Origin of the sequence: Labedaea rhizosphaerae (assembly GCF_004362825.1) — a bacterium.
Classification (GTDB): domain Bacteria; phylum Actinomycetota; class Actinomycetes; order Mycobacteriales; family Pseudonocardiaceae; genus Labedaea; species Labedaea rhizosphaerae.
Window position 1 is genome coordinate 1,767,345 of sequence record NZ_SNXZ01000001.1, and the last position, 20,572, is coordinate 1,787,916.

Here is a 20,572-nt window from a genome sequence, read left to right on the forward strand (position 1 = left end):
TGACCGCGTCCCGGCCCTTGCCGTGTCGGCACAAGCCCGCTGCCGCGCACAACTCGCCGACAACGCCCCCACAAGCCAACGGCGCGATCTCGCCCTTGCTCCCAGCTTCACGCGCCCGTCAACGCCGCAGCCCGTCACGGCTGCCGGCGAGCCGCTGTCGGCGTCCCGGTGCTATCTGGATGGGTTGTCGGGGGTGGTCCCTATCCTTGCCGCACCGATCGGCAGAGAGGACCGCACGTGGGTGGCATCGGCGTTCACTTCGCTCTCACGGCCGAGCAGGCCACGGCCCTGCTCGAGGCCGACGACCCGGCCGCGCTCATGGACCTCGTCGGCGCCATCGAGGAGTCCGCGGACGACGCCGAGCACCTGTCCACGGACAAGGCCTGGGACGCCATCCACCGGTGCCTGTCCGACGGCACGCTCACCCTCGACGCGGGCGAGTACCCCTTGTCCCACACCGTGCTCGGTGGCGAGCCGCTCGACGCGGGGGACGACTACTTCGTCAGCCACCTGACCCCCGAGCAGGTCAAGGACGTCGCCGTCGCGCTCGGGCCGGTGGCCGAGGACTGGCTGCGCGAGCGGTTCTTCGCCCTCGACCCCGAGGACTACGACGGCGCTCGTGACGACGAGGACTTCGCCTACACGTGGTCGAACTTCACCGAGGTCCGCGACTTCTTCACCCGCGCGGCGGGCAACGGCCGCGCGGTGATCTTCACCGTCGAGGCCTGAAGGCCCTCACCGGTAGGCGGCGAGCACCTTCTCCGGCATGGGCAGCGGCGAACCCGTCTCCAGCAACGTCTTCAGGTTGGCCAGGATGAAGTACCAGCCCGAGCTCGCCCCCTCGCCGGCGCCGGTGTGCGTCACCGTCAGGCGCACGACGTCGCCCTGCGCGGTCAGTTCGAACGTCACGGCCGACTCCGGGCGCCCGTAGCTCAGCCGCCGCGGCTCGTCCGCGGCGAGCACCCGGCCCCAGTCTTCGCCGCCCTCGTCGTAGTCGTGCTCGAAGCGCACCGGCGAGCCGGTGGCCCAGTCCGACGTGATCCGCCTGCCGTTCCAGTAGCGGGTGGTGAACTCGGGCGTGGTGAGCGCCGCCCACAGCTTCTCCGGCGTCGTCTCGATGTAGGTGACGTAGACGAACGTGTCCGTCATGGCTTGTCCTCCAAGGCTTTCTTGAGCAGGGCCAGCGCCTCGAGCCGGTCGCGCTCGTAGTGGACGATCCAGCGTTCCTGGATCTCGTTGATGGGCACGGGGTTCAGGTAGTGCCGGTGCTCGCGACCTTGGGGCACAACGGTTACCAGTCCGGCGCCCTGCAGCACGGCGAGGTGCTTGGCCACGGCCTGCCTGCTCATGCCCGTGCCCGCGCACAGGCGCACCAGCGTCTGGCCGCCTTCCTCGCGCAACCGGTCGAGGATCCGCCTGCGCGTGGCGTCGGCGAGCGCTTTGAACACGGCGTCCAGGTCGTCGGGCACGAGACCAGATTGGCAACCAAAAGGTTCCCTGTCAATCCCGCCATGTCTTCCGCCATACCGGGGTGCCGAAGCCGTATGGGTGTGCTGTTAGAGTCGTGAGCACGCTTCGGGCTCAACGCTGCCCGAGGCGTTCCTGGCTTGTCGTTGCACGGCGATCCAGGTGTGTGTTCCCTGCCGGTTACCCGCCGGCCCAGCCGTTCACCGGTGCGAGTGCCGGTGACGCCGAGGAGGTCCTTGCGTGCTCAGCGCTTTCCGCTCGGCTCTCGCGACGCCGGACCTGCGCCGCAAGATCCTTTTCACGCTCGGCATCGTCATCGCCTACCGGATCGGCGCCACCCTGCCGTCGCCCGGCGTGTCGTACCCGAACGTGCAGAAGTGTGTCGCCGACTTCGAGAACCAGGGCGTCTACCAGCTCCTGAGCCTGTTCAGCGGCGGTGCGCTGCTGAAGCTCTCGGTGTTCGCGCTCGGGATCATGCCCTACATCACCGCGAGCATCATCATCCAGTTGCTGACGGTGGTCATCCCGCGCTTCGAGCAGCTGAAGAAGGAAGGCCAGTCCGGTCAGAACAAGCTGACGCAGTACACCCGCTACCTCACGGTGGCGCTGGCGATCCTGCAGGCGACCGGCATCGTGGCCATGGCCGACCGCGGGCAGCTCTTCGGCAACTGCGCGGAGAAGGTCATCCCGGACAGCACCGTCTGGACCCTCGCCATCGTGGTCATCGTGATGACCGCGGGCACCTCGCTGATCATGTGGCTCGGTGAGCTCATCACCGAGCGCGGCATCGGCAACGGCATGTCCCTGCTGATCTTCGTCAACATCGCCGCACGCATCCCGGCCGAGGGTGGCAACATCCTCAGCAGCCACGGTGGCGTCGTGTTCGGTGTCATCTGCGTGGTCGGCCTGGTGATCATCGCCAGCGTCATCTTCGTGGAGCAGGGCCAGCGCCGGATCCCGGTGCAGTACGCCAAGCGCATGATCGGCCGCCGCATGTACGGCGGCACCTCGACCTACCTGCCGCTCAAGGTGAACCAGGCCGGCGTCATCCCGGTCATCTTCGCCTCGTCGCTGCTCTACCTGCCCGACCTGATCTCGCGGTTGGTGGGCAACGGCTCCGCAGGCTGGCAACGCTTCATCGCGACGTACCTGGTCGACCAGGGCAACCCGGTCCACATCCTCGCGTACTTCGCCTTGATCATCTTCTTCACGTACTTCTACATCACGATCACGTTCAACGTGAACGAGCGTGCCGACGAGATGAAGAAGTTCGGTGGCTTCATCCCCGGTATCCGGCCTGGCAGGCCCACGTCCGAGTACCTCAGCCACGTGCTGAGCCGGATCACCCTGCCCGGCTCGATCTACCTGGGCATTGTGGCGATTCTCCCGAACTTCTTCCTGTCGCTGACGGGATCTGGTCAGAATCAGAACTTCCCGTTCGGTGGCACGGCGGTGCTGATCATGGTTGGCGTCGGTCTTGACACCGTGAAGCAGATCGAGAGCCAGCTGATGCAGCGAAACTACGAAGGATTCCTCAGGTGACGCGTGTTGTTCTCGTCGGCCCGCCCGGCGCGGGCAAGGGCACCCAGGCCGCAGCCCTGAGCAAGCAGCTCGGCGTCCCGCACATCTCGACCGGGGACCTCTTCCGCGCGCACATCGCGCAGGAGACCCCACTCGGGCTGGACGTCAAGCGCTACCTCGACGAGGGCAAGCTCGTCCCCGACTCGGTGACCAACGAGATGGTCCGCGAGCGACTGGCCGAGTCCGACGCGGCCGACGGCTTCCTGCTCGACGGCTTCCCGCGCAACGTGGGCCAGGCCGACGTGCTGGGCGACATGCTGGCCGAGGCCGACACCAGGCTCGACGCGGTCGTGGAGTTCCGGGTGGACGAGGACGTCGTGGTCGAGCGCCTGCTCGCCCGCGGCCGCGCCGACGACACCGAGGACGTGATCCGGCACCGCCAGCACGTCTACCGCGACGAGACCGCACCGCTGCTCGCGTACTACCAGGACCTGCTGGTCACGGTGGACGCGGTCGGCAAGGTCGACGAGATCACCGAGCGGGTGCTGTCCTCGCTGCGTGCCCGGGCGTGAACAATGCGCTCCAACTCGGTATCGCCCGGATGCGGGCACGCATGATCGAGGTCAAGACCCAGGGCGAGCTCACCGCCATGCGGGCCGCCGGTGTCGTTGTCGCCAACGCGCTGGCCGCGGTCCGCGAGGCGGTGAAGCCCGGCGTCAGCACCCAGGAGCTCGACGAGATCGCCGAGCAGGTGATCCGGGACGCGGGCGCGATCCCGTCATTCAAGGGCTACAACGGCTTCCCGGCGAGCATCTGCGCGTCGGTGAACGACCAGATCGTGCACGGGATCCCCAGCGCGAACCAGGTGCTGGCCGAGGCCGACCTGATCTCCGTGGACTGCGGTGCCATCCTCGACGGCTGGCACGGCGACTCAGCGGTCACGCTCGCGGTCGGCACGGTCCCCGAGGCCGACGTCAAGCTGTCGGAGGCCACGCGGGCGGCCATGCTCGCGGGCATCGAGGCCGTGCGCCCGGGGGCCCGCCTCACCGACATCTCGCACGCGATCGAGTTGTCCGTGCACGCGTCGGAGAAGGCCCACGGCACGACCTACGGCATCGTCCGCGAGTACGGCGGCCACGGCATCGGCACCAAGATGCACATGGAGCCGTTCCTGCCCAACTACGGCAAGCCGGGCAAGGGCCCGCGGCTGAAGGTCGGCATGGCCATCGCGATCGAGCCGATGCTCACCCGCGGTACCGAGGACACGGTCGAGCTCGAGGACGGCTGGACGGTCGTCACCGGCGACGGTTCGCGGGCCGCGCACTGGGAGCACTCGGTGGCCGTGACCGAGGACGGTCCCTGGGTGCTCACCGCGCCCGAAGGCGAGTAGCGCCGACCCTGTCGGCCACCGGTTGACCGGTGGGATCATGGACCCGTGAGCGAGCAGCTCAGCAGGGTCACCCAGCCGGTCGCCAGGAGCGCCGAGCCCGCGCTCTGGCGCCAGCCGGCGTTCCTGATCATCGTCATCGCGGGCTGCTTCCACCTGTTCCGCGGGGCGGCGGTCGACGGCGTGGTCTTCCTGCTGCTCGCCGTCGGGCTCGTCGTGACCCGCCACCGGGCCATGCCGGTCGCGGCACCACCCACCACCCGCGCCAACACCTACGCCGTGGTCGGCGTCGTGCTGGGGTGCGCGCTCTACGGCTGGGTCGTCGGGCACTGGACCCCGAACACGCTGCCGGTCCAGCTGGCCGTGGCCGTGCCAGGCTTGATGGTCATGCCGTTCGCGTGGCGGGTGCCGGACGTCTCCCGCACGCTGCCGGACCGTGCCTGGCTGTGGGCGGTCGTCGGTGTGCTGGTCTGCCTGTGGGAGCTGACCTCGTTCCTGTTCCAGTCCGACCCGGCGGTGGGCACCTACGAGCACCCCACGCTCTCGGTGGTCCTCGACCCGCTGTTCGCCACGGCGAGCCTGCGCAGCGTGCTGGTCGGCGTCTGGCTGGCCCTGGGGATCGCCTTGTTCCGGCTCATCCGGGGCCGCCGCACATGAACGGCCACCTCAGCCACGTCGTCACCGTCTCGGTCTTCGCGGCCCTGGGCTTGGCGCTGGTGCTCATGGCGCTGCTCGCCCACCGGCGGTCGTCGAAGCTGCCGACCATCGGCCAGCTGGTCCGGGCGGCCCTGGGGCGCCGATCGGTGCAGGTCCTGCTGGTCCTGGCCTGGTGGTGGGTCGGCTGGCACTTCTTCGCCGCTGGTGGTTGACCCGAGGGGTTGACGCCGGGGTTGACCCCCCGAAACGCCCGGGCGCGGGGGCGCGTACACTTGACCAGTGGCGCAGACGTCTGCGCTCGTTCCGCTGTGCTCTACGTCTGTTTCATCGGCGCACGTGTCGCGGCGGGCCTGCTCGAATCCTAGAGCAACAACTGCAAAGCAACACTGTCACGAAACGCGGAGGACATGGGCAAGAAAGACGGGGCAATCGAGGTCGAAGGTCGCGTGGTCGAGCCGCTCCCCAACGCGATGTTCCGCGTCGAGTTGGAGAACGGGCACAAGGTACTCGCCCACATCAGCGGCAAGATGCGTCAGCACTACATCCGCATCCTGCCTGAGGATCGGGTGGTCGTGGAGTTGTCGCCGTACGACCTGACCCGCGGCCGCATCGTCTACCGCTACAAGTGACCGAATCCGGCCCACCCCGGGTCGGCAATGAGGAGAGACGTGAAGGTCAAGCCGAGCGTCAAGAAGATCTGCGACAAGTGCAAGGTGATCCGCCGTCACGGGCGGGTCATGGTGATCTGCGAGAACCTGCGCCACAAGCAGCGCCAGGGCTGATCTGATCACCGCGCTCGTCGCCGGCGACGCCAGCAACAAAAGAAGCACTTCCCGTACCTGCCGGGCCACTGGGGCCCGGTTCGCGCCCGGACTCCAGGCCGGGTCCCGAGACATCAGAGTCGGCTCGGGGCGGACGGGGAGCAGACCTGGGGACAACTTTGAGGAGACAACGCCGACATGGCACGACTCGTAGGCGTCGACCTCCCCCGCGAAAAGCGGCTGGAGATCGCGTTGACCTACATCTTCGGCATCGGGCGTACCCGGTCGAAGGAAATCATCAACGCCACTTCGATCAGCGCCGACGTCCGGGTCAAGGACCTCACGGACGACGACCTGACCAAGCTGCGTGACTACATCGAGGAACACTTCAAGATCGAGGGTGACCTGCGCCGCGAGGTGCAGGCCGACATCCGCCGCAAGATCGAGATCGGCTGCTACGAGGGCCTGCGCTGGCGTCGTGGTCTGCCGGTGCGCGGTCAGCGCACCAAGACCAACGCGCGCACCCGCAAGGGTCCGAAGAAGACGGTCGCCGGCAAGAAGAAGGCCGGCAAGAAGTGAGCAAGAGCTGCGGAACGGTGGTTGCCGTCACTACTCAGCGACGGCGTGGGCGGTCCTTCGTGGCCATGCCCGTCGCCTCCAGGGTTTCTCGTCCGCAGGCCCTGCGCGACCTCTACACCGACGCCGGGACGGTCATCCGGCGTGCCGCTGCAGCTGAAGCTGCCAATGCCGAAGCCCACTCTCGGTCGAAGTAGGAGACACCCGAAGACATGCCCCCGAAGTCACGCACCGGCGCCGGAGTCAAGAAGGTCCGGCGCAAGGAAAAGAAGAACATCGCGCACGGTCACGCGCACATCAAGAGCACCTTCAACAACACGATCGTGTCGATCACCGACCCCACGGGTGCGGTGATCGCCTGGGCCTCCTCCGGCCACGTCGGGTTCAAGGGCTCGCGCAAGTCGACCCCGTTCGCCGCGCAGATGGCCGCCGAGAGCGCGGCCCGCAAGGCCGCGGAGCACGGCATGAAGAAGGTCGACGTGTTCGTGAAGGGCCCCGGCTCCGGCCGGGAGACCGCGATCCGCTCGCTGTCGGCCGCCGGCCTCGAGGTCGGCACCATCCAGGACGTGACCCCGCAGCCTCACAACGGCTGCCGCCCGCCCAAGCGGCGCCGGGTCTGAGGAACGGGGAGGAGTAAGAACAGATGGCTCGTTACACCGGCCCCGCGACGCGCATCTCGCGTCGCCTCAAGGTCGACCTCGTCGGCGGCGACCAGGCCTTCGAGCGCCGTCCGTACCCGCCCGGCCAGCACGGCCGCGGCCGGATCAAGGAGAGCGAGTACCTGCTTCAGCTTCAGGAGAAGCAGAAGGCTCGCTACACCTACGGCGTGCTCGAGCGCCAGTTCCGCAAGTACTACCAGGAGGCCGCGCGCCAGCAGGGCAAGACCGGTGAGGTCCTGCTCCGCCTGCTCGAGTGCCGCCTGGACAACGTGGTCTACCGCGCTGGTCTGGCCCGCACCCGGCGCCAGGCGCGCCAGCTGGTCAGCCACGGTCACTTCATCGTGAACGGCCACAAGGTCAACATCCCGAGCTACCAGGTGTCGCAGTACGACATCATCGACGTCAAGCCGAAGTCGATGAACACGCTGCCGTTCGTGGTCGCCAAGGAGAGCGTCGGCGACCGCCCGGTGCCGGGCTGGCTGCAGGTCGTTCCGTCGACCCTGCGGATCCTCGTGCACCAGAAGCCCGAGCGTGCGCAGATCGATGTTCCGGTCCAGGAACAGCTGATCGTCGAGTACTACTCCAAGTGAGTAAACCGGCCTGGGTGTCCATTGCGGACACCCAGGCCGGACCACCCGCGGCGTCAAATAGCGGTCGCCGCAGGACCCGAAGGAAGAAACTGTGCTCATTTCTCAGCGCCCAACGCTGACCGAGGACGCCGTCAACGAGACCCGCTCGCGGTTCGTCATCGAGCCCCTCGAGCCCGGCTTCGGTTACACGCTGGGCAACTCGCTTCGCCGGACGCTGCTGTCGTCCATCCCGGGCGCCGCGGTGACCAGCATCCGCATCGACGGCGTGCTGCACGAGTTCACCACCGTGCCGGGCGTGAAGGAAGACGTCACCGACATCATCCTGAACCTCAAGGAGCTGGTCGTCAGCTCCGAGGAGGACGAGCCGGTCACCATGTACCTGCGCAAGCAGGGCCCCGGTGAGGTCACCGCGGGCGACATCGTGCCCCCGGCCGGCGTCACGGTGCACAACCCCGACCTGCACATCGCCACCCTGAACGGTAAGGGCAAGCTGGAGATCGAGCTCGTCGTCGAGCGCGGTCGCGGCTACGTCCCCGCCGTGCAGAACAAGCAGGCGGGCGCCGAGATCGGCCGGATCCCGGTCGACTCGATCTACTCGCCCGTGCTGAAGGTGACCTACAAGGTCGAGGCCACCCGTGTCGAGCAGCGCACCGACTTCGACAAGCTGATCCTGGACGTCGAGACCAAGCCGTCGATCACGCCGCGCGACGCCGTCGCGTCGTCGGGCAAGACGCTGGTCGAGCTGTTCGGGCTCGCCCGCGAGCTGAACGTGGACGCCGAGGGCATCGAGATCGGCCCGTCGCCGCAGGAGGCGGACACCATCGCCGCCTACGCGATGCCGATCGAGGACCTCGACCTCACCGTCCGCTCGTACAACTGCCTCAAGCGCGAGGGCATCCACACCGTGGGTGAGCTCGTCTCCCGCAGCGAGGCGGACCTGCTGGACATCCGCAACTTCGGTGCGAAGTCGATCGACGAGGTCAAGATGAAGCTCGTCGGCCTCGGCCTCGCGCTCAAGGACAGCCCGCCCGGGTTCGACCCGACCGCGGCCGCGTCCGACTACCCGAGCGAGGGCTGGTCCGACGCGGGCGATGGCGGCCACGACGACGGCCAGGACTACGCAGAGACGGAGCAGCTCTGACGTTCCGAGTGGACGTCGGTGAGCCTGCTTCCCACACGAGGAGCAACGAATGCCCACCCCAACCAAGGGTGCCCGGCTCGGCGGGTCCCCTGCGCACGAGCGGTTGCTGCTGGCGAATCTCGCCACGCAGTTGTTCGAGCACAACCGCATCAAGACCACCGAGGCCAAGGCGAAGCGGCTCCGCCCCTACGCGGAGAAGCTGATCACCAAGGCCAAGAACGCGGTGGCGGCGCAGGCGCAGTACGAGAAGGACACGCCGGAGGCCGACCGGACGGACAAGCGCGGCAACGCGAAGGTGGCCCCGGCCAACCTGCACAACCGCCGTGAGATCCAGAAGGTCATCCGCGACAAGGACATCGTCCACAAGCTGATCGCGGAGATCGCGCCCCAGTTCGCCGAGCGCGAGGGTGGCTACACCCGCATCGTGAAGACGGTGCCGCGCAAGGGTGACAACGCCGCCATGGCGATCATCGAGCTGGTCGCGGAGCAGACCGTGACGAGCGAGGCCAACCGGGCTCGCAAGACCCGGTTCGCGAAGGACGAGAAGGCGAAGGCCGCGGCCACCGAGGCTCCGGCCGAGGCTGCCGACGAGAAGGCTTCGGACGAGGCGCCGTACGGCGAGGGCAGCCACGCCCCGCTCGAGGACGTCAACGAGGCGCCCGAGGGCTTCCCGGTCAAGGGCAACGCCGACTCGATGCTGTACCACACGCCGGACAGCCGGTACTACGAGCAGACCGAGGCCGAGGTGTGGTTCGCCACCGCCGAAGCCGCGGAGGCTGCCGGGTTCAAGCTGCCCGCGTCGCAGCAGGAGGACAAGGACGAGGAGTCGTCGGAGGACGAGTCCTGACGTCTGGTCGTTCCACGAAAGAGCCCGCCGCCCCGATCCGGGACGGCGGGCTCGTCCGCGTCCGGCTGGACATCGCCTACGACGGCACGGACTTCTCCGGCTGGGCGCGCCAACCCGAACAGCGCACGGTGTGTGCGGTCCTCGAGGACACGATGTCCTTGGTGCTGCGCCACGACGTGCGCCTGACGGTCGCCGGGCGCACCGACGCGGGCGTGCACGCCACCGGTCAGGTGGCGCACGCCGACCTCCCGTCCACTGTGGACCCGGACGAGCTGGTCCGGCGCCTGGCCCGCGCCCTGCCCGGCGACGTCCGCGTGTCGTCCGCGCGCGTGGTGCCGGCTGCCTTCGACGCCCGCTTCGCCGCGTTGCGCCGGCACTACCGCTACCTCGTGTGCGACACGCCGTGGGCCCTGGACCCGTTGCGGCGCAACCACATCCTGGCCTGGCACCGGCCCCTGGACCTCGACGCCCTCAACGACGCGGCCGCGTTGCTGCTGGGCGAGCACGACTTCGCCGCGTACTGCAAGCGCCGCGAGGGCGCCACGACCATCCGCGAGCTGCAGCGCCTCGAGTGGAGCCGGGCGGACGACGGCGTGCTGACCGCCCACGTGTCCGCCGACGCGTTCTGCCACTCGATGGTGCGCAGCCTGGTCGGCGCGCTGCTGGCCGTCGGTGAGGGCCGCAAGGCCGCCGAATGGCCGGGAAACCTGCTGTCCCAACGCGAACGCGTCAGTTCGGTCAGCGTCGCCCCCGCGCACGGTCTGACCCTGGTCCGGGTCGACTACCCGGCCGACGAGGACCTGGCCGCCCGCGCCGAGCTCACCAGGGCCGTGCGCACCCTGTCCTGACCCGCGCCGTCCTGACCCGCGCCGTCCTGACCCGCGCCGTCCTGACCTGGGCCGCGGGCAAGAGAAGACCCGCCCGCACCGGCAAGAGAAACCGGCTCGGGCGGGTCGTCTCCGCCAACGTCAGTCCCGGCGGACGGGACCCAGGATCTGCTGCTCCTTGGGCCTGGTGACCAGCCGCAACGGGCGCCACAGGTTGCGGCCCAAGGCCACCACCTGCTCGTCGGTGAGCGTGGTGAGCTGGTGCACCATCGGCGGCGGGAGCCGCCAGATGCGGGCCGCGAGCTGCGCCTGGCCGACCGGCAACCGCTGCAGCAGGACCAGATCCGCCGCGTTGGCCGTCGCACCGGCCTGGGGGTGCAGGTACGGCAGCACGTACACCGTGGTCTGCCAGGGCGAACGGGGCGGGAACAGCTCCTGTGGGGTCGGGCCGCCGTCGTGCACGACCATCAGCGGGCCGTCCTCGGACGGACGGGGCAGCTCCACGGGCGTCAGCCTGCGGATCTGCACGACCGGCGCCGGTCGACCGTCCGGGCCGTTGCCCGCGGACTTCTGCAGCACCTGCCACGCGTCCGGGCGCCCGGTGGCGACGACCACCCACGCACCGACCGCCATGGCCCGCAACGCCACCTGGCGCGCCATGTACAGCCCGCCGACCAGCACGATCCTGGTCGGCGCCGGCCGCAGCGCGGAGATGGTCAGCGGCTCGCCCTGCAGGCCCTGGCCCAGCACCATGCCACCGCGGTCGCTCGACGCGCTGACCGCGTCGAGCATCGAGGCCTGCATGGTGAACTCGGGCGCCAGCCCGCGCCCACCACGGGCATCGAGGGTCCTGCTTGCGCCACTCATGACGTCGCTCCCAGCGGCAGCGTCGCGGCCAGCCCCGGCACCTGCAGCCCGCGCAACGGCGTCAGCGTGACGCCGAGCCGGTCGGAGATGGTGTTGAGCTGCCCGTCGGCGTGTTCCAGCTCGTTCGGGTTGCGTGCGCTCACGCGGACCAGGCCACGCAGGCCGACCTGGCCGTCCTCGGTGCCCGGCGAGATCGCCAGCGACACCGTCGCGGACAGCGCCCGCACCCCGGTCAGGGCGTTCAGGGTGCCGGTCATCCGGCCCTTGGGCCAGCCGGTGATCGCGTAACTCGCGTGCCCGATGCCGGCGGCGTTCACGCCGGTCCACTTCTCGCGCAGGCTGATCGGCCGGTTCGCCCCGGCCACCGCGGTCAGCTCGGCGGCCGCGATACCGGCCTTGAGCAGCTCGTCCGGGTCCAGCGGCCGGGTCGGCACGCCACGCGACTCGAGCGCGTTGCGCACGCGGGAGAGCGCACCGATCAACGCGCGGTGGGCGCCGACGACGCCACCACCGCGTTCGCGGACCGCCTCCGGGCAGCGCTGCGGGTCCAGCCGGACGGCCACCCACGTGGTGCGCCGCGCCGCCGCTGGCAGCGGGCCGAGCACCTCCATGTACGACGACAACGCGGGCGAGCTCTGCGGCAGGGCCGCGCTACCCGGGTAGCAGTGCCACAGCACCTGGATCGCGTCCAGCACCACGCCGCGGTCCTCCAGGCACGGCGCCAGCGCGGCCAGCGGCAGGTTCGGCGCGCCGCCGACCTGGGTGACCAGCGGCGGCGTCGGGTCGACCAGCAGCACGGCGGTCCACTTGCTGTCGTGCCACGCCAGGCCGAGCGGGCGGTGTTCGTGGTCCACGCCGTGCGCGACGACCAGGTCGGGCACGGCCAGGCGCAGCAGGTTCACCCGCGGGTCGTCCGGACCGGTCACCGTGGCGCCGTCGGACTCGTCGTCCAGCGGCTGCTCGGGCGCCGGGCGCGGCGGCTTGGTCACCCGTGCGTGCGAACGGAACATGTACCGCGTCGTGAGGCCGACCCACTGGGTGAACCAGCGGCCACGCCAGCGCAGCAGCGCGATGACCAGGCCGACCACGGCGACGCCCAGCGCGACGTACTTGAGCTTGACGTCGTAGGTCATCAGGCCGAGCCCGATGGCGAACGCCAGCTCGAACACCACCAGGTTGGACACCGGCAGCAGCCCGAGGCTCGCGCCGCTGGTGCGCCTGCGCACGCTGATCGGCGGCGGGGGCGGGGCGGTGGGCGGGACCGCCGGGCGTCCCGGGGGCGGGGTCGGCGGACCGCCGGGTGGGCCGGGCGGCCGGCCGCCACCAGCGGGCGGCTGGCCACGTCCGGGTGGTCCTGGTGGCCTGGGTGGGGGTGACCCTCCTGGCGGCGTCCCCCGACGTGGTGGTGTGCTCACGGACATCCGCTCGATCTCATCCCCTCGTCGGTACCTGGCCGTGCGATCGGGCCGGTTGGTCGAGAACCCACATCCCGGTCACCCGGTCCCGCTATCCTGCGGAACCGTACCGCGAGCGGGAGAGGCGCAGGTCGAGAATGCCGTCAACACCGACTACCAAGTCGCAAGTCCAGGCGTACAAATTCGTGCTGCGCCGGATGCAGTCCGCGCTGGTCCGCAGGGACGCGGTCATGCTGCACGACCCGATGCGCACCCACACCAGAGCGACCGTCGTCGGCATCTGCCTGGCCGCGGTCGGGCTCGTCGGCTTCCTCGTCTGGGGCCTGCTGAGCTCCTCACCGACGCTGCCGAGCCAGAACGGCATCGTGATCAGCAAGGAGTCCGGCACGGTCTACGTGCTGCTGAACAACCCGCGCAAGCTGATCCCGACCTTCAACCTCGCGTCCGCCCGGCTGCTGCTGCTCGCCCAGACCCAGCAGGCCGGCGGCGGGGCGCAACCGCAGCAGCAGAACGCGGCCACGACGGAGGTGGCCGAGCCGACCGTGGTCTCCGACAAGGACCTGCAGGACGTGCCCAAGGGCCGGCTGATGGGCATCCAGGACGGCCCGCAGCTGCTGCCCGGCCCCGACCAGCGGATCAGCGACGACTGGGCGGTCTGCGACGCCTACCAGCTCGACCACGGGCTCAACGACCCGGCGCAGAACCACGTGGTCAAGACCACGGTGCTGGCCGGCGTCCACGACCTGGGTGAACCCCTTGGCGACAACCGCGGGCTGCTGGTCCAGAGCGACCACGGCGAGAACTACCTGATCTACCACCTCACCACCACGGCGAACGAGCAGCTGACCGACACCGTCCGGGCCAAGGTCAACCTTAACGAACGGGCCGTGATCAACGCGTTCAACCTGTCGAACGCGAGCGGGCGTCCGCGCCACATCACCACGGCGCTGCTCAACGCGATCCCCGAGGTGCCCCCGCTGACCGCGCCGCAGCTGGCGGGCAAGGGCGAGCAGCCCACGCAGCGGGTCCACGACTTCACCGTCGGCACGGTGTTCGCGGTCCAGGACACGTCGAGCGGGCGCGTCGAAGAGGACTACTACGTCCAGGAGAAGGACGGCATCCAGCAGATCAAGTCGACCACCGCCCAGCTCATCCGGTTCAGCGGCTCGGAAACCCCGCCGACCATGGCCACGGTCCGGCCCGACGAGACCAACGGCATCAACCGGGTCTCGCACGTCAACGAGCTGAACATCCCCGCGACCGCGCCCGAGGTGCTGGACCAGAACTCGTTCCCGGTGGCCTGCCTGGGCTGGAACCGGCCCAACGCGCAGACCGACGGCCACACCACCGTCTACGTGAACAAGGAAAGCAACGGGGTGCCGATCCCCAAGGACAAGGTGCCGCCGGGTTACCTGGGCGTGCCGATCAGCTCGCCCAGCGCGGACCACCTCAGGGTCGACTACTTCTACATGCCGCCGGGGCGGGCGGCCGTGGTCCGGGGCGCCTCGTCGGCGCGGGACTACGGGAGCGGGCCCATCTACCTGGTGTCCGACCGCGGGGTGAAGTTCGGCGTGCCGGACGCGGGCACCGCGGCGGCCCTCGGCCTCAGCGACCAGCACCCCGCGCCGATCTCCATCGTCCGGTTGCTGCCCGACGGCGCCGGGCTGAACACCAGGGCAGTGCTGCAGAGCTACGACACCGTCCCGGTCGGGCCCGGCACCTACGAGACGCCGAACCCGTCGTCGGCGCCGAACTCCCCGCAGAGCGGCGGGGACCAGAGCGGCGGGCAGCCGGGCGGCTGAGGACGGAACCGGTGACGGGCGCCTACCGTCGTAGGTGACGGCGAGGGGAGAGTGCTGTGTCCGCGATGGAGGTCGACCCGGACCGGGTCTCGGCTTATGCGAAGACGACCGGCAAGGCCGCGACCGACCTGTCCGGCGCGCAGGAGAAGCTCACCAGCACGCACCTGAGCGGTGCGGCGTTCGGCGAGCTCGGTCGCACGCTGCGCACCAGCGAGGCGTACAGCAAGGCGTCCGGCACGTTGCTGAGCCAGCTGAACCGGGCCGTCGCGGCGCTGAGTTCCGCGTCCGAGGGCCTGGACAAGGTCGCCGACGCCCACCGCGGTTCCGACGAGGACGCCGCGAAGCACATCTCGCGCGCGCACGACCGCTGAGCGCGCCAGGAGGCAGTGTCATGCACCCCAGGAGCACGCCCGACCCGATCGACACCGACGCCGACGCGGTGTTCGCCCGGGTGATGGCCGAGCAACCGGAACCCGCGGCCGTGCCCAGCACGCCGTCACCGAACGCGGTGCTGGCCAAGGCGCCGGACGTCGCCGGTCCGCGGGTCCCCGACCCGGCCGGCGGCCCGCAGGGCCACGGCGGTCCGGACGGCAAGGACATCGAGAACGGCGTCGCGGGCTACCTGGACTACCTCTCGAACCTGGCCGAGCAGCTGGGCGTGCCCGACCCGGTCGAGGAGTACTTCGCGCCGGTGGTCGGCCGGTGGAGCGAGCTGCACAACGAGGCCGAGCGCTGGCGGGCGGCCGCGAAGACCGCTGACGAGGCGACCACCTCGCTGACCAAGCCGCTGGGCAGCCTGGACTCGGCGTGGCGCGGCAAGGACGCCGACGCGTTCGTGCAGTACATGAGCACCATGGGCCTGGCGGGCAACGACCTGTCCGACGCGATGGGCGGCATGGCGAAGGCGCTGGACAAGACCGCGAACAGCGTGCGGGAGATCGTCCAGCAGCTCGCGGGCATGCTCAGCGACACGGCCGAGACGACGTCGCAGGCCATGACCATGCCGGCCAAGGGCGACCACCGGGTGCGCATGCACCTCGAGGAGGCGCGCCGGCCCACCAAGGACCTGTTCGACCTGGTGCGGCAGGTGCTGGAAGCGTTCGTGAAGCTGTGCGAGGGCGTCGAGGGCGGCAAGTCCTTCGACAAGATCGAGATGAAGCACACCTTCCCCGAGCAGAACTTCCAGTTCCCCGACCAGCGCGTCGAGTCGCCGAAGCTGAAGAACACCGACACGGGCACGCACGCGTCGGGCACGGACGACGACGCGCAGGACAAGCAGTCGTCCGGCACCGCGTCCGGCGGTGGTTCCGGCTCCGGTGGTGGTGCGCACGCCGTCGGTGGTGGTGGTGGTGGTGGTGGCGGTGGCGGTAGCGCCGGTTCGTCCGGCGGGGCGCGGGCCGGTGGCTCGGCCGCGGCCGAGAAGCCGCAGCCCGGCGGGTACGTCGCGGCCGACGAGCACGTGTCCAACGGTGGCCAGCAGGCCGCGGCCGCCGCTTCGGCCGGCACCGGCGGCGCCCAGGGCGGGCAAGGCGGGCAGCGCGGCGGTGGCGGCTTCGGCGGCATGCCGCTGATGGGCGGCATGGGCGGCGGTGGTCAGGGCGGCGACCAGGAGCACAAGCGCAGTGCCCGGGTGGTCGGCGACCCGGCCGACATCTTCGGCCGGCCGACCAAGACGTCCCCGTCGGTCATCGGCGACGAGGAGTAGGGCTCAGCGGGCGGTCGCGACGGGCCGCCGGTTGCGGCGCACGGTGTGCACCGCGAACAACGTGATCAGCAGCAACCCGATCCCGCCGCCGGTCCCGGCCAGCGCCACCTGCATCGGCGCCCAGTCCCGCCGTTGCGCGAGCGGCAACTGCGGTCCCGGGTCTCTCGCCTTGGCCGGCGCAATGCCGTCCTCTTCCGGGATGTACGTGGTCAGCGCGGCCACCGGGTCGACCATCCCGTAGCCGACCACGTCGTCGCGCCCGCCCGGTGCGGCCGGGTGCTGCGCGGTGTGGATCAGCCGGTTCATCACCTGGCGGGCCTTGAGCTTGGGGTATCGGGCCCGCACGAGCGCGGCCACGCCGGCCACGTACGGCGCCGCGAAGCTGGTGCCGTCGATGTCCTGCCGCTTGGCCTTGTCGAAGGACGTCTGGTTGGCCAGGCCGGTGCCGGTCGGGTTCAGCGAGGTGATCTTCGTGCCCGGGGCCGCCAGCGTGACCCACGGGCCGTGCACGGAGAAGGTCGCCGGGTCACCGTTCTCGTCCATGGCGGCCACCGAGATCACGTCGTCGGCGAACCACGGCGGCAGCACGATGGTGTCCGGCTTGCTCGGGTCGGGGCCGTTGTTCTGGTCGGGGCAGGCCGCCTCGTTGAGGTTGCCGGCCGACGCCACGACCACGACGTCGTGCTCCACGGCGTAGTGCAGCGCCGCCTGCAGCTCCCGCTCGTTGTCGGAGATCACCCCGCGGTTCGCCTGACGGCAGCTGTCCACCGACATGTTGATCACGCCGACGTGCCGGTCCGTCGCGCGCCGCACAGCCTGGGCGAGGGTATCCAGCGTGCCGGCCTTGCGGGTGTCGTTGCCGCTCTGGCCGCTGTTCTTGTCCGGGCCTTTGTACAGCCCGCTGGACTGCCGGATGCTGATGATCCTCGCCTCGGGCGCGACGCCGATGAAGCCGATCCGCTGGTCGTGCGGATCGCCGGCGATGAGGCCGGCCACCTCGGTGCCGTGCCCGTCGCAGTCCTCGAGGCCGTTGTCCTTCTGGACGACGTAGTCGCCGCCGCCGATCAGCCGGTCGCCGAGGTACGGGTGCGGGTGCACGCCCGTGTCGATCACTGCGACGGTCACGCCCTTGCCCCGGGTGAACTTCTGGGCCTCCTCGACCCGCAGCCACTGCTGGCCCCACGCCTTGTCGTGCAACACGATGTTGCCGTCGTCGAGTGACCCCACGCAGGAGGTGCTGCCCAGCGTGTACGTCTCGTCCGGCTGCCCGCGGTCCTTCGGCAGGTACTTCATCTCGACCGGCGGCGGCTTGGCCCCCGCCCGGTTCGGATCGGCCTGCGTGGTGGCGGTCGTCGTGGTTTCACCCGGCTCGGCCGCCGCGGTGGTCACGGCGGGCACGGTCAGGGCGAGCAGCACACAGGTGCCGATCGCGCCGATGCGGAACGTCGGTCGTGCGGCCAACTCTTCTCGTCCCCCAGAGAATCGCCGTCAGGTGCGGTGCGCGGGTTTCGGTCCCTTGTTGCGGCGCACGGTGTGCACCACGAACATCGTTGCGAACAGCAGCCCGATGCCGCCGCCGGTGCCCAGCAACGCCACCTGCATCGGCGCCCAGTCCGGCTCCTGGGCCGGCGGCAGGCCGCCGGGCAGCTTGATCGCCTTCGCCGGCGCGACGCCGTCCTCTTCCGGGATGTACGTGGTCAGCGCGGCCACCGGGTCGATCATCCCGTAGCCCACGACGTTGTCCCGCCCGCCGGGCGTCGCCGGGTGCTGCGCGGTCTGCTCGATGCGCCGCATCACCTGCCGGGCGTTGAGCGTCTTGTACTTCTGCCGCACGAGCGCGGCCAGGCCGGACACGTACGGCGCGGCGAAGCTGGTGCCCTGGATCGGCGACAGCTGCCCGTTGATCACCGTGCGGTTGGCCAGGCCGTCGGTGGCCGGGTCGAGGGAGATGATGTCGGTGCCGGGCGCGGCCACGGTCACCCACGGGCCCTGCACGGAGAAGTCGGCGGGGTCGCCGTTCTCGTCCACGGCGGCCACGGACATCACGTAGTCGGCGAACCACGGCGGCGTGACGATCGTGCTCGGCCGCTGCGGGTCCGGGCCGTTGTTCTGCGACGGGCAGTTGTTCTGGTTGAGGTTGCCCGCGGACGAGACCAGGACGACGTCCTTGACATCCACCGCGTAGCGCAGCGCGGCCTGCAGCGTCTGCTCCGGCGCCGTGATCGGGCCGGCCGGGCGGCAGCTGTCCACCGACATGTTGATCACCTTGGCGCCGGCGTCGGACGCCCGCCGGATGGCCATGGCCAGCGTGGTCAGGTTGCCCGCCGGGACGTCTTTGGGATCCGGGTCGTCGGCCGTCGCCTTGGGTTTGCCCGTGTAGTTGGCGCTGGACTGGCGGATGCTGACGATCGTCGCGTCCGGCGCGACCCCCTTGAAGCCGATCTTCGACGGCGTCTTGGCCGCGATGATCCCGGCCACCTCGGTGCCGTGCCCGTCGCAGTCCTCGAGGCCGTTGCGCTTCTGGTCGACGTAGTCGCCGCCACCGCTGAGCCGGTCACCCAGGTAGGGGTGCGGGTGCACGCCGGTGTCGATGACCGCGACCTTCACGTCCTTGCCGGTGGCGAACTTCTGGGCTTCGGTGATGCGCAGCCGGTCCTGGCCCTTGGACTTGTAGAGCAGCTGGATGTTCTGCCCGAGCGACTTCACGCACTCGGTCTTCAGCTGGTAGGTCAGGTCCGGCTTGCCGGTGTCGTTGGGCGGCTGGGTGCCTGGCGGCAGCGGCGGCGGCGTGGCGTAGCCGGGCTCGGCGGCGTCGGTGGACGTCGCCGGCTGGGCCACCACCACGCCAGGCGTGACCAACAGGAGTCCGACAGCGGTGAGGAAAGCGGCGGCGCGCGTGGTCGAGGGCAGCATCGCCATCAGCTGGGGAAGATGTTGGCGTGGCGCAGGGCCATGTACAGGTTCATGACCGCGAGCGCGAGCGGCAGCACCAGCGCGATGCACATGGCCTCCAGGATCTCCACCGTGCGCCGCAGCGGCGGGGAGAACCGTTGTTCGGGGAACACCACGCCGAGCACCATCGAGCCCGCCGCGATCAGCACGAGCACGGCGAAGACCCACAGCAGCTTCTCGAACGCGTCGGCCCGCATCAGCCAGTCGACCAGGATGCCCGCCGCGGCAAGGATTCCCGCCGAGAGCAGTGCGACCGCCTGCGCGCCGTTGGCGTAGCTGCGCCCGCGCAGCAGCAGCACCGCGGTGGCCACGATCGACAGCAGCAGGTTCCAGATGCTGGAGTACGCGGAGATCTCGATGACCGACAGCGCGGCGACGAGCCCGGCGCCGACGATCATGCCGGTCATGTACTCGTGGGCCAGGCCCGCGCGCCGCTCGATCGACTCGTAGTCCGGGAAGCCGGTGTCCTCCTTGAGGTCCTCGGCACTGCCCGGCACGTTCGGCAGCGGCAGCTTGGCCAGCTGGATGGTCAGCCGCGGCAGCAGCGAGATGCCCGCGAGCGCGACGGCGACCGCACCGGCCGCGATGCTCTCGGACGGCACGTTGCTCAGCGCGCCGACGAAGAACGCCAGCATGCCCAGGGTGCCCGCGGTGACGGCGGCGATGAACGTGGTCACGCCCGCGCCCAGCAGGAAGATCGACGCGGCCCCGACGATCACCACGAGACCGCTGGCCAGCATCAGGTTCCACGCGCCGAGCTCGCCCGGCACGATGTAGAGCCCCGCGACGAACGACAGCGGCAGCCCGCCGGCCGCGGCGATGATCACGCCGGTGGTCTCGGCCTGGTAGCCGCGGGCGATGGTGGCGCCGAGGCCGACGGCGATGATCGCCGCGATGCCCGCGGTGACCGCGGCCGGGATCCGGTCGCCGCCGCCGAAGGGGCCGGCCAGCAGCACGGTGATCGCCGCGACGACGAGCGCGAGCCCGCCCGCGATGTGCCCGATGCGGTGCGCGGTCTGCTTGGTCCAGGGCCGGAAGCTGTCCGGGGTGGCCTCCGCGATCGCGTCGACGACGTCGTCGTAGAGGGGCGGCGGCGGGTTCTCGTTGCGCCTGCGCAACTGCAGCAGTTCACCGTCGACGACGCCGAGGGAAGCCAAGGTGCGGCTCGGGTCCAGCGGGCTGTCGCCGAGCTTGGCCAGGCACCAGCCGCCGTGGCGGGCGCCCCCATCGGGCGTCGCTTCCTTGGCCATCTCCAGCAGCATCGGCAGCAGGTCCGCCACGGAAACGTCCGACGGCAGCGCAACGTCGATGCGCGTGCGTGGTGCCACCACCGTCACCCGGCTGAACACCGTCGTCCCGGTTGCCACCGCTGGGCCACCCCATTCCTCAGTACTACGT

24 protein-coding genes are annotated in these 20,572 nt (G+C 70.2%); 17 read left to right on the forward strand and 7 right to left on the reverse strand.

The annotated features are described in order from the left end of the window. Positions 1–237 precede the first annotated feature (237 nt). The gene (locus EV186_RS08510) at positions 238–729 is read left to right on the forward strand and encodes a YfbM family protein (protein WP_166659056.1); all 492 of its coding nucleotides are present in this window, start codon (positions 238–240) and stop codon (positions 727–729) included. 6 nt (positions 730–735) lie between these two features. Here EV186_RS08510 and EV186_RS40680 read toward each other — a convergent pair whose 3' ends face one another. Continuing rightward, complete coding sequence (locus tag EV186_RS40680) at positions 736–1,149, reverse strand: SRPBCC family protein (RefSeq protein ID WP_133848447.1); 414 nt, start codon at positions 1,147–1,149, stop codon at positions 736–738. Continuing rightward, a complete protein-coding gene (locus EV186_RS40685; protein WP_341814368.1) occupies positions 1,146–1,469 on the reverse strand; it encodes an ArsR/SmtB family transcription factor in 324 nt (107 codons plus the stop codon). Before EV186_RS40685 ends, EV186_RS40680 begins: the two co-directional genes overlap by 4 nt. A gap of 238 nt (positions 1,470–1,707) precedes the next feature. On the opposite strand from EV186_RS40685, the gene secY reads away from it, so the two are divergent. From secY to truA, 13 genes are all read left to right on the forward strand, one after another. Continuing rightward, positions 1,708–3,009, forward strand: coding sequence for a preprotein translocase subunit SecY (gene secY / locus EV186_RS08525; RefSeq protein ID WP_133848448.1), 1,302 nt, complete (start codon positions 1,708–1,710; stop codon positions 3,007–3,009). Further along, entirely contained in the window at positions 3,006–3,560 is a 555-nt protein-coding gene (locus EV186_RS08530) for an adenylate kinase (RefSeq protein WP_133848449.1), read from the forward strand. Before secY ends, EV186_RS08530 begins: the two co-directional genes overlap by 4 nt. A 41-nt stretch (positions 3,561–3,601) precedes the next feature. Further along, on the forward strand, positions 3,602–4,378 hold the full coding sequence (gene map / locus EV186_RS08535) for a type I methionyl aminopeptidase (protein ID WP_133848872.1): 777 nt from the start codon (positions 3,602–3,604) through the stop codon (positions 4,376–4,378). Between the two features lie 45 nt (positions 4,379–4,423). Continuing rightward, positions 4,424–5,032, forward strand: a complete 609-nt coding sequence (locus EV186_RS08540; RefSeq protein ID WP_133848450.1) for a hypothetical protein — start codon at positions 4,424–4,426, stop codon at positions 5,030–5,032. Continuing rightward, positions 5,029–5,244 (forward strand): DUF6186 family protein, encoded by a 216-nt coding sequence (locus tag EV186_RS08545; protein WP_133848451.1) that lies wholly within the window; start codon positions 5,029–5,031, stop codon positions 5,242–5,244. Before EV186_RS08540 ends, EV186_RS08545 begins: the two co-directional genes overlap by 4 nt. 195 nt (positions 5,245–5,439) lie before the next feature. Next, complete coding sequence (gene infA, locus EV186_RS08550; RefSeq protein WP_033384191.1) at positions 5,440–5,661, forward strand: translation initiation factor IF-1; 222 nt, start codon at positions 5,440–5,442, stop codon at positions 5,659–5,661. 39 nt (positions 5,662–5,700) lie between these two features. Next, positions 5,701–5,814, forward strand: coding sequence for a 50S ribosomal protein L36 (rpmJ, locus tag EV186_RS08555; RefSeq protein ID WP_009740505.1), 114 nt, complete (start codon positions 5,701–5,703; stop codon positions 5,812–5,814). 177 nt (positions 5,815–5,991) lie between these two features. Then, positions 5,992–6,372, forward strand: a complete 381-nt coding sequence (gene rpsM / locus EV186_RS08560; protein ID WP_133848452.1) for a 30S ribosomal protein S13 — start codon at positions 5,992–5,994, stop codon at positions 6,370–6,372. 209 nt (positions 6,373–6,581) lie between these two features. Then, positions 6,582–6,989: a 30S ribosomal protein S11 gene (gene rpsK / locus EV186_RS08570; protein WP_133848454.1), complete on the forward strand. Its 408-nt coding sequence runs from the start codon at positions 6,582–6,584 to the stop codon at positions 6,987–6,989. A gap of 23 nt (positions 6,990–7,012) precedes the next feature. Beyond that, the gene (gene rpsD / locus EV186_RS08575) at positions 7,013–7,618 is read left to right on the forward strand and encodes a 30S ribosomal protein S4 (RefSeq protein ID WP_133848455.1); all 606 of its coding nucleotides are present in this window, start codon (positions 7,013–7,015) and stop codon (positions 7,616–7,618) included. Positions 7,619–7,709: 91 nt separating this feature from the next. After that, entirely contained in the window at positions 7,710–8,759 is a 1,050-nt protein-coding gene (locus EV186_RS08580) for a DNA-directed RNA polymerase subunit alpha (RefSeq protein ID WP_133848456.1), read from the forward strand. Positions 8,760–8,808: 49 nt separating this feature from the next. Further along, complete coding sequence (gene rplQ, locus EV186_RS08585; RefSeq protein ID WP_133848457.1) at positions 8,809–9,606, forward strand: 50S ribosomal protein L17; 798 nt, start codon at positions 8,809–8,811, stop codon at positions 9,604–9,606. Between the two features lie 35 nt (positions 9,607–9,641). After that, positions 9,642–10,454 (forward strand): tRNA pseudouridine(38-40) synthase TruA, encoded by an 813-nt coding sequence (truA, locus tag EV186_RS08590; RefSeq protein ID WP_243753940.1) that lies wholly within the window; start codon positions 9,642–9,644, stop codon positions 10,452–10,454. 120 nt (positions 10,455–10,574) lie between these two features. Here the strand turns inward: truA and EV186_RS08595 are convergent, their stop codons facing one another. Together EV186_RS08595 and eccE are read right to left on the reverse strand one after the other, a co-directional pair. Then, positions 10,575–11,300 carry a hypothetical protein gene (locus EV186_RS08595; protein WP_133848458.1) on the reverse strand — a complete coding sequence of 242 codons (726 nt, stop codon included), beginning with the start codon at positions 11,298–11,300 and terminating at the stop codon, positions 10,575–10,577. Beyond that, on the reverse strand, positions 11,297–12,484 hold the full coding sequence (gene eccE / locus EV186_RS08600) for a type VII secretion protein EccE (RefSeq protein WP_133848874.1): 1,188 nt from the start codon (positions 12,482–12,484) through the stop codon (positions 11,297–11,299). The genes EV186_RS08595 and eccE overlap by 4 nt, the downstream gene beginning before the upstream one ends. A gap of 368 nt (positions 12,485–12,852) precedes the next feature. Here eccE and eccB point away from each other — a divergent pair, with 368 nt between their 5' ends. The 3 genes from eccB to EV186_RS08615 are packed head-to-tail and all read left to right on the forward strand — an operon-like array spanning position 12,853 to position 16,222. Then, positions 12,853–14,517: a type VII secretion protein EccB gene (eccB, locus tag EV186_RS08605; RefSeq protein ID WP_133848459.1), complete on the forward strand. Its 1,665-nt coding sequence runs from the start codon at positions 12,853–12,855 to the stop codon at positions 14,515–14,517. A gap of 56 nt (positions 14,518–14,573) precedes the next feature. Continuing rightward, positions 14,574–14,888: a hypothetical protein gene (locus EV186_RS08610; protein ID WP_133848460.1), complete on the forward strand. Its 315-nt coding sequence runs from the start codon at positions 14,574–14,576 to the stop codon at positions 14,886–14,888. Between the two features lie 20 nt (positions 14,889–14,908). Continuing rightward, positions 14,909–16,222 carry a WXG100 family type VII secretion target gene (locus EV186_RS08615; RefSeq protein WP_133848461.1) on the forward strand — a complete coding sequence of 438 codons (1,314 nt, stop codon included), beginning with the start codon at positions 14,909–14,911 and terminating at the stop codon, positions 16,220–16,222. A gap of 3 nt (positions 16,223–16,225) precedes the next feature. On the opposite strand, the gene mycP (EV186_RS08620) is transcribed toward EV186_RS08615, so the two are convergent. Genes mycP (EV186_RS08620) through eccD form a run of 3 tightly spaced genes read right to left on the reverse strand, consistent with a single transcriptional unit; the run spans position 16,226 to position 20,541 of the window. Then, positions 16,226–17,683, reverse strand: coding sequence for a type VII secretion-associated serine protease mycosin (mycP, locus tag EV186_RS08620; RefSeq protein WP_243753883.1), 1,458 nt, complete (start codon positions 17,681–17,683; stop codon positions 16,226–16,228). Positions 17,684–17,710: 27 nt separating this feature from the next. Further along, positions 17,711–19,141 (reverse strand): type VII secretion-associated serine protease mycosin, encoded by a 1,431-nt coding sequence (mycP, locus tag EV186_RS08625; protein ID WP_341814395.1) that lies wholly within the window; start codon positions 19,139–19,141, stop codon positions 17,711–17,713. Next, positions 19,141–20,541, reverse strand: a complete 1,401-nt coding sequence (eccD, locus tag EV186_RS08630) for a type VII secretion integral membrane protein EccD (RefSeq protein WP_133848462.1) — start codon at positions 20,539–20,541, stop codon at positions 19,141–19,143. Before eccD ends, mycP (EV186_RS08625) begins: the two co-directional genes overlap by 1 nt. Positions 20,542–20,572 lie beyond the last annotated feature (31 nt).

Coding starts and splice junctions, on each gene's coding strand:
- EV186_RS40680 (WP_133848447.1), bottom strand. CDS start 1,149: ATGACGGACACGTTCGTCTACGTCACCTACATCGAGACGACGCCGGAG.
- map (WP_133848872.1), top strand. CDS start 3,602: ATGATCGAGGTCAAGACCCAGGGCGAGCTCACCGCCATGCGGGCCGCC.
- EV186_RS08545 (WP_133848451.1), top strand. CDS start 5,029: ATGAACGGCCACCTCAGCCACGTCGTCACCGTCTCGGTCTTCGCGGCC.
- infA (WP_033384191.1), top strand. CDS start 5,440: ATGGGCAAGAAAGACGGGGCAATCGAGGTCGAAGGTCGCGTGGTCGAG.
- rpsM (WP_133848452.1), top strand. CDS start 5,992: ATGGCACGACTCGTAGGCGTCGACCTCCCCCGCGAAAAGCGGCTGGAG.
- rpsK (WP_133848454.1), top strand. CDS start 6,582: ATGCCCCCGAAGTCACGCACCGGCGCCGGAGTCAAGAAGGTCCGGCGC.
- rpsD (WP_133848455.1), top strand. CDS start 7,013: ATGGCTCGTTACACCGGCCCCGCGACGCGCATCTCGCGTCGCCTCAAG.
- rplQ (WP_133848457.1), top strand. CDS start 8,809: ATGCCCACCCCAACCAAGGGTGCCCGGCTCGGCGGGTCCCCTGCGCAC.
- EV186_RS08595 (WP_133848458.1), bottom strand. CDS start 11,300: ATGAGTGGCGCAAGCAGGACCCTCGATGCCCGTGGTGGGCGCGGGCTG.
- eccB (WP_133848459.1), top strand. CDS start 12,853: ATGCCGTCAACACCGACTACCAAGTCGCAAGTCCAGGCGTACAAATTC.
- EV186_RS08615 (WP_133848461.1), top strand. CDS start 14,909: ATGCACCCCAGGAGCACGCCCGACCCGATCGACACCGACGCCGACGCG.
- mycP (WP_341814395.1), bottom strand. CDS start 19,141: ATGGCGATGCTGCCCTCGACCACGCGCGCCGCCGCTTTCCTCACCGCT.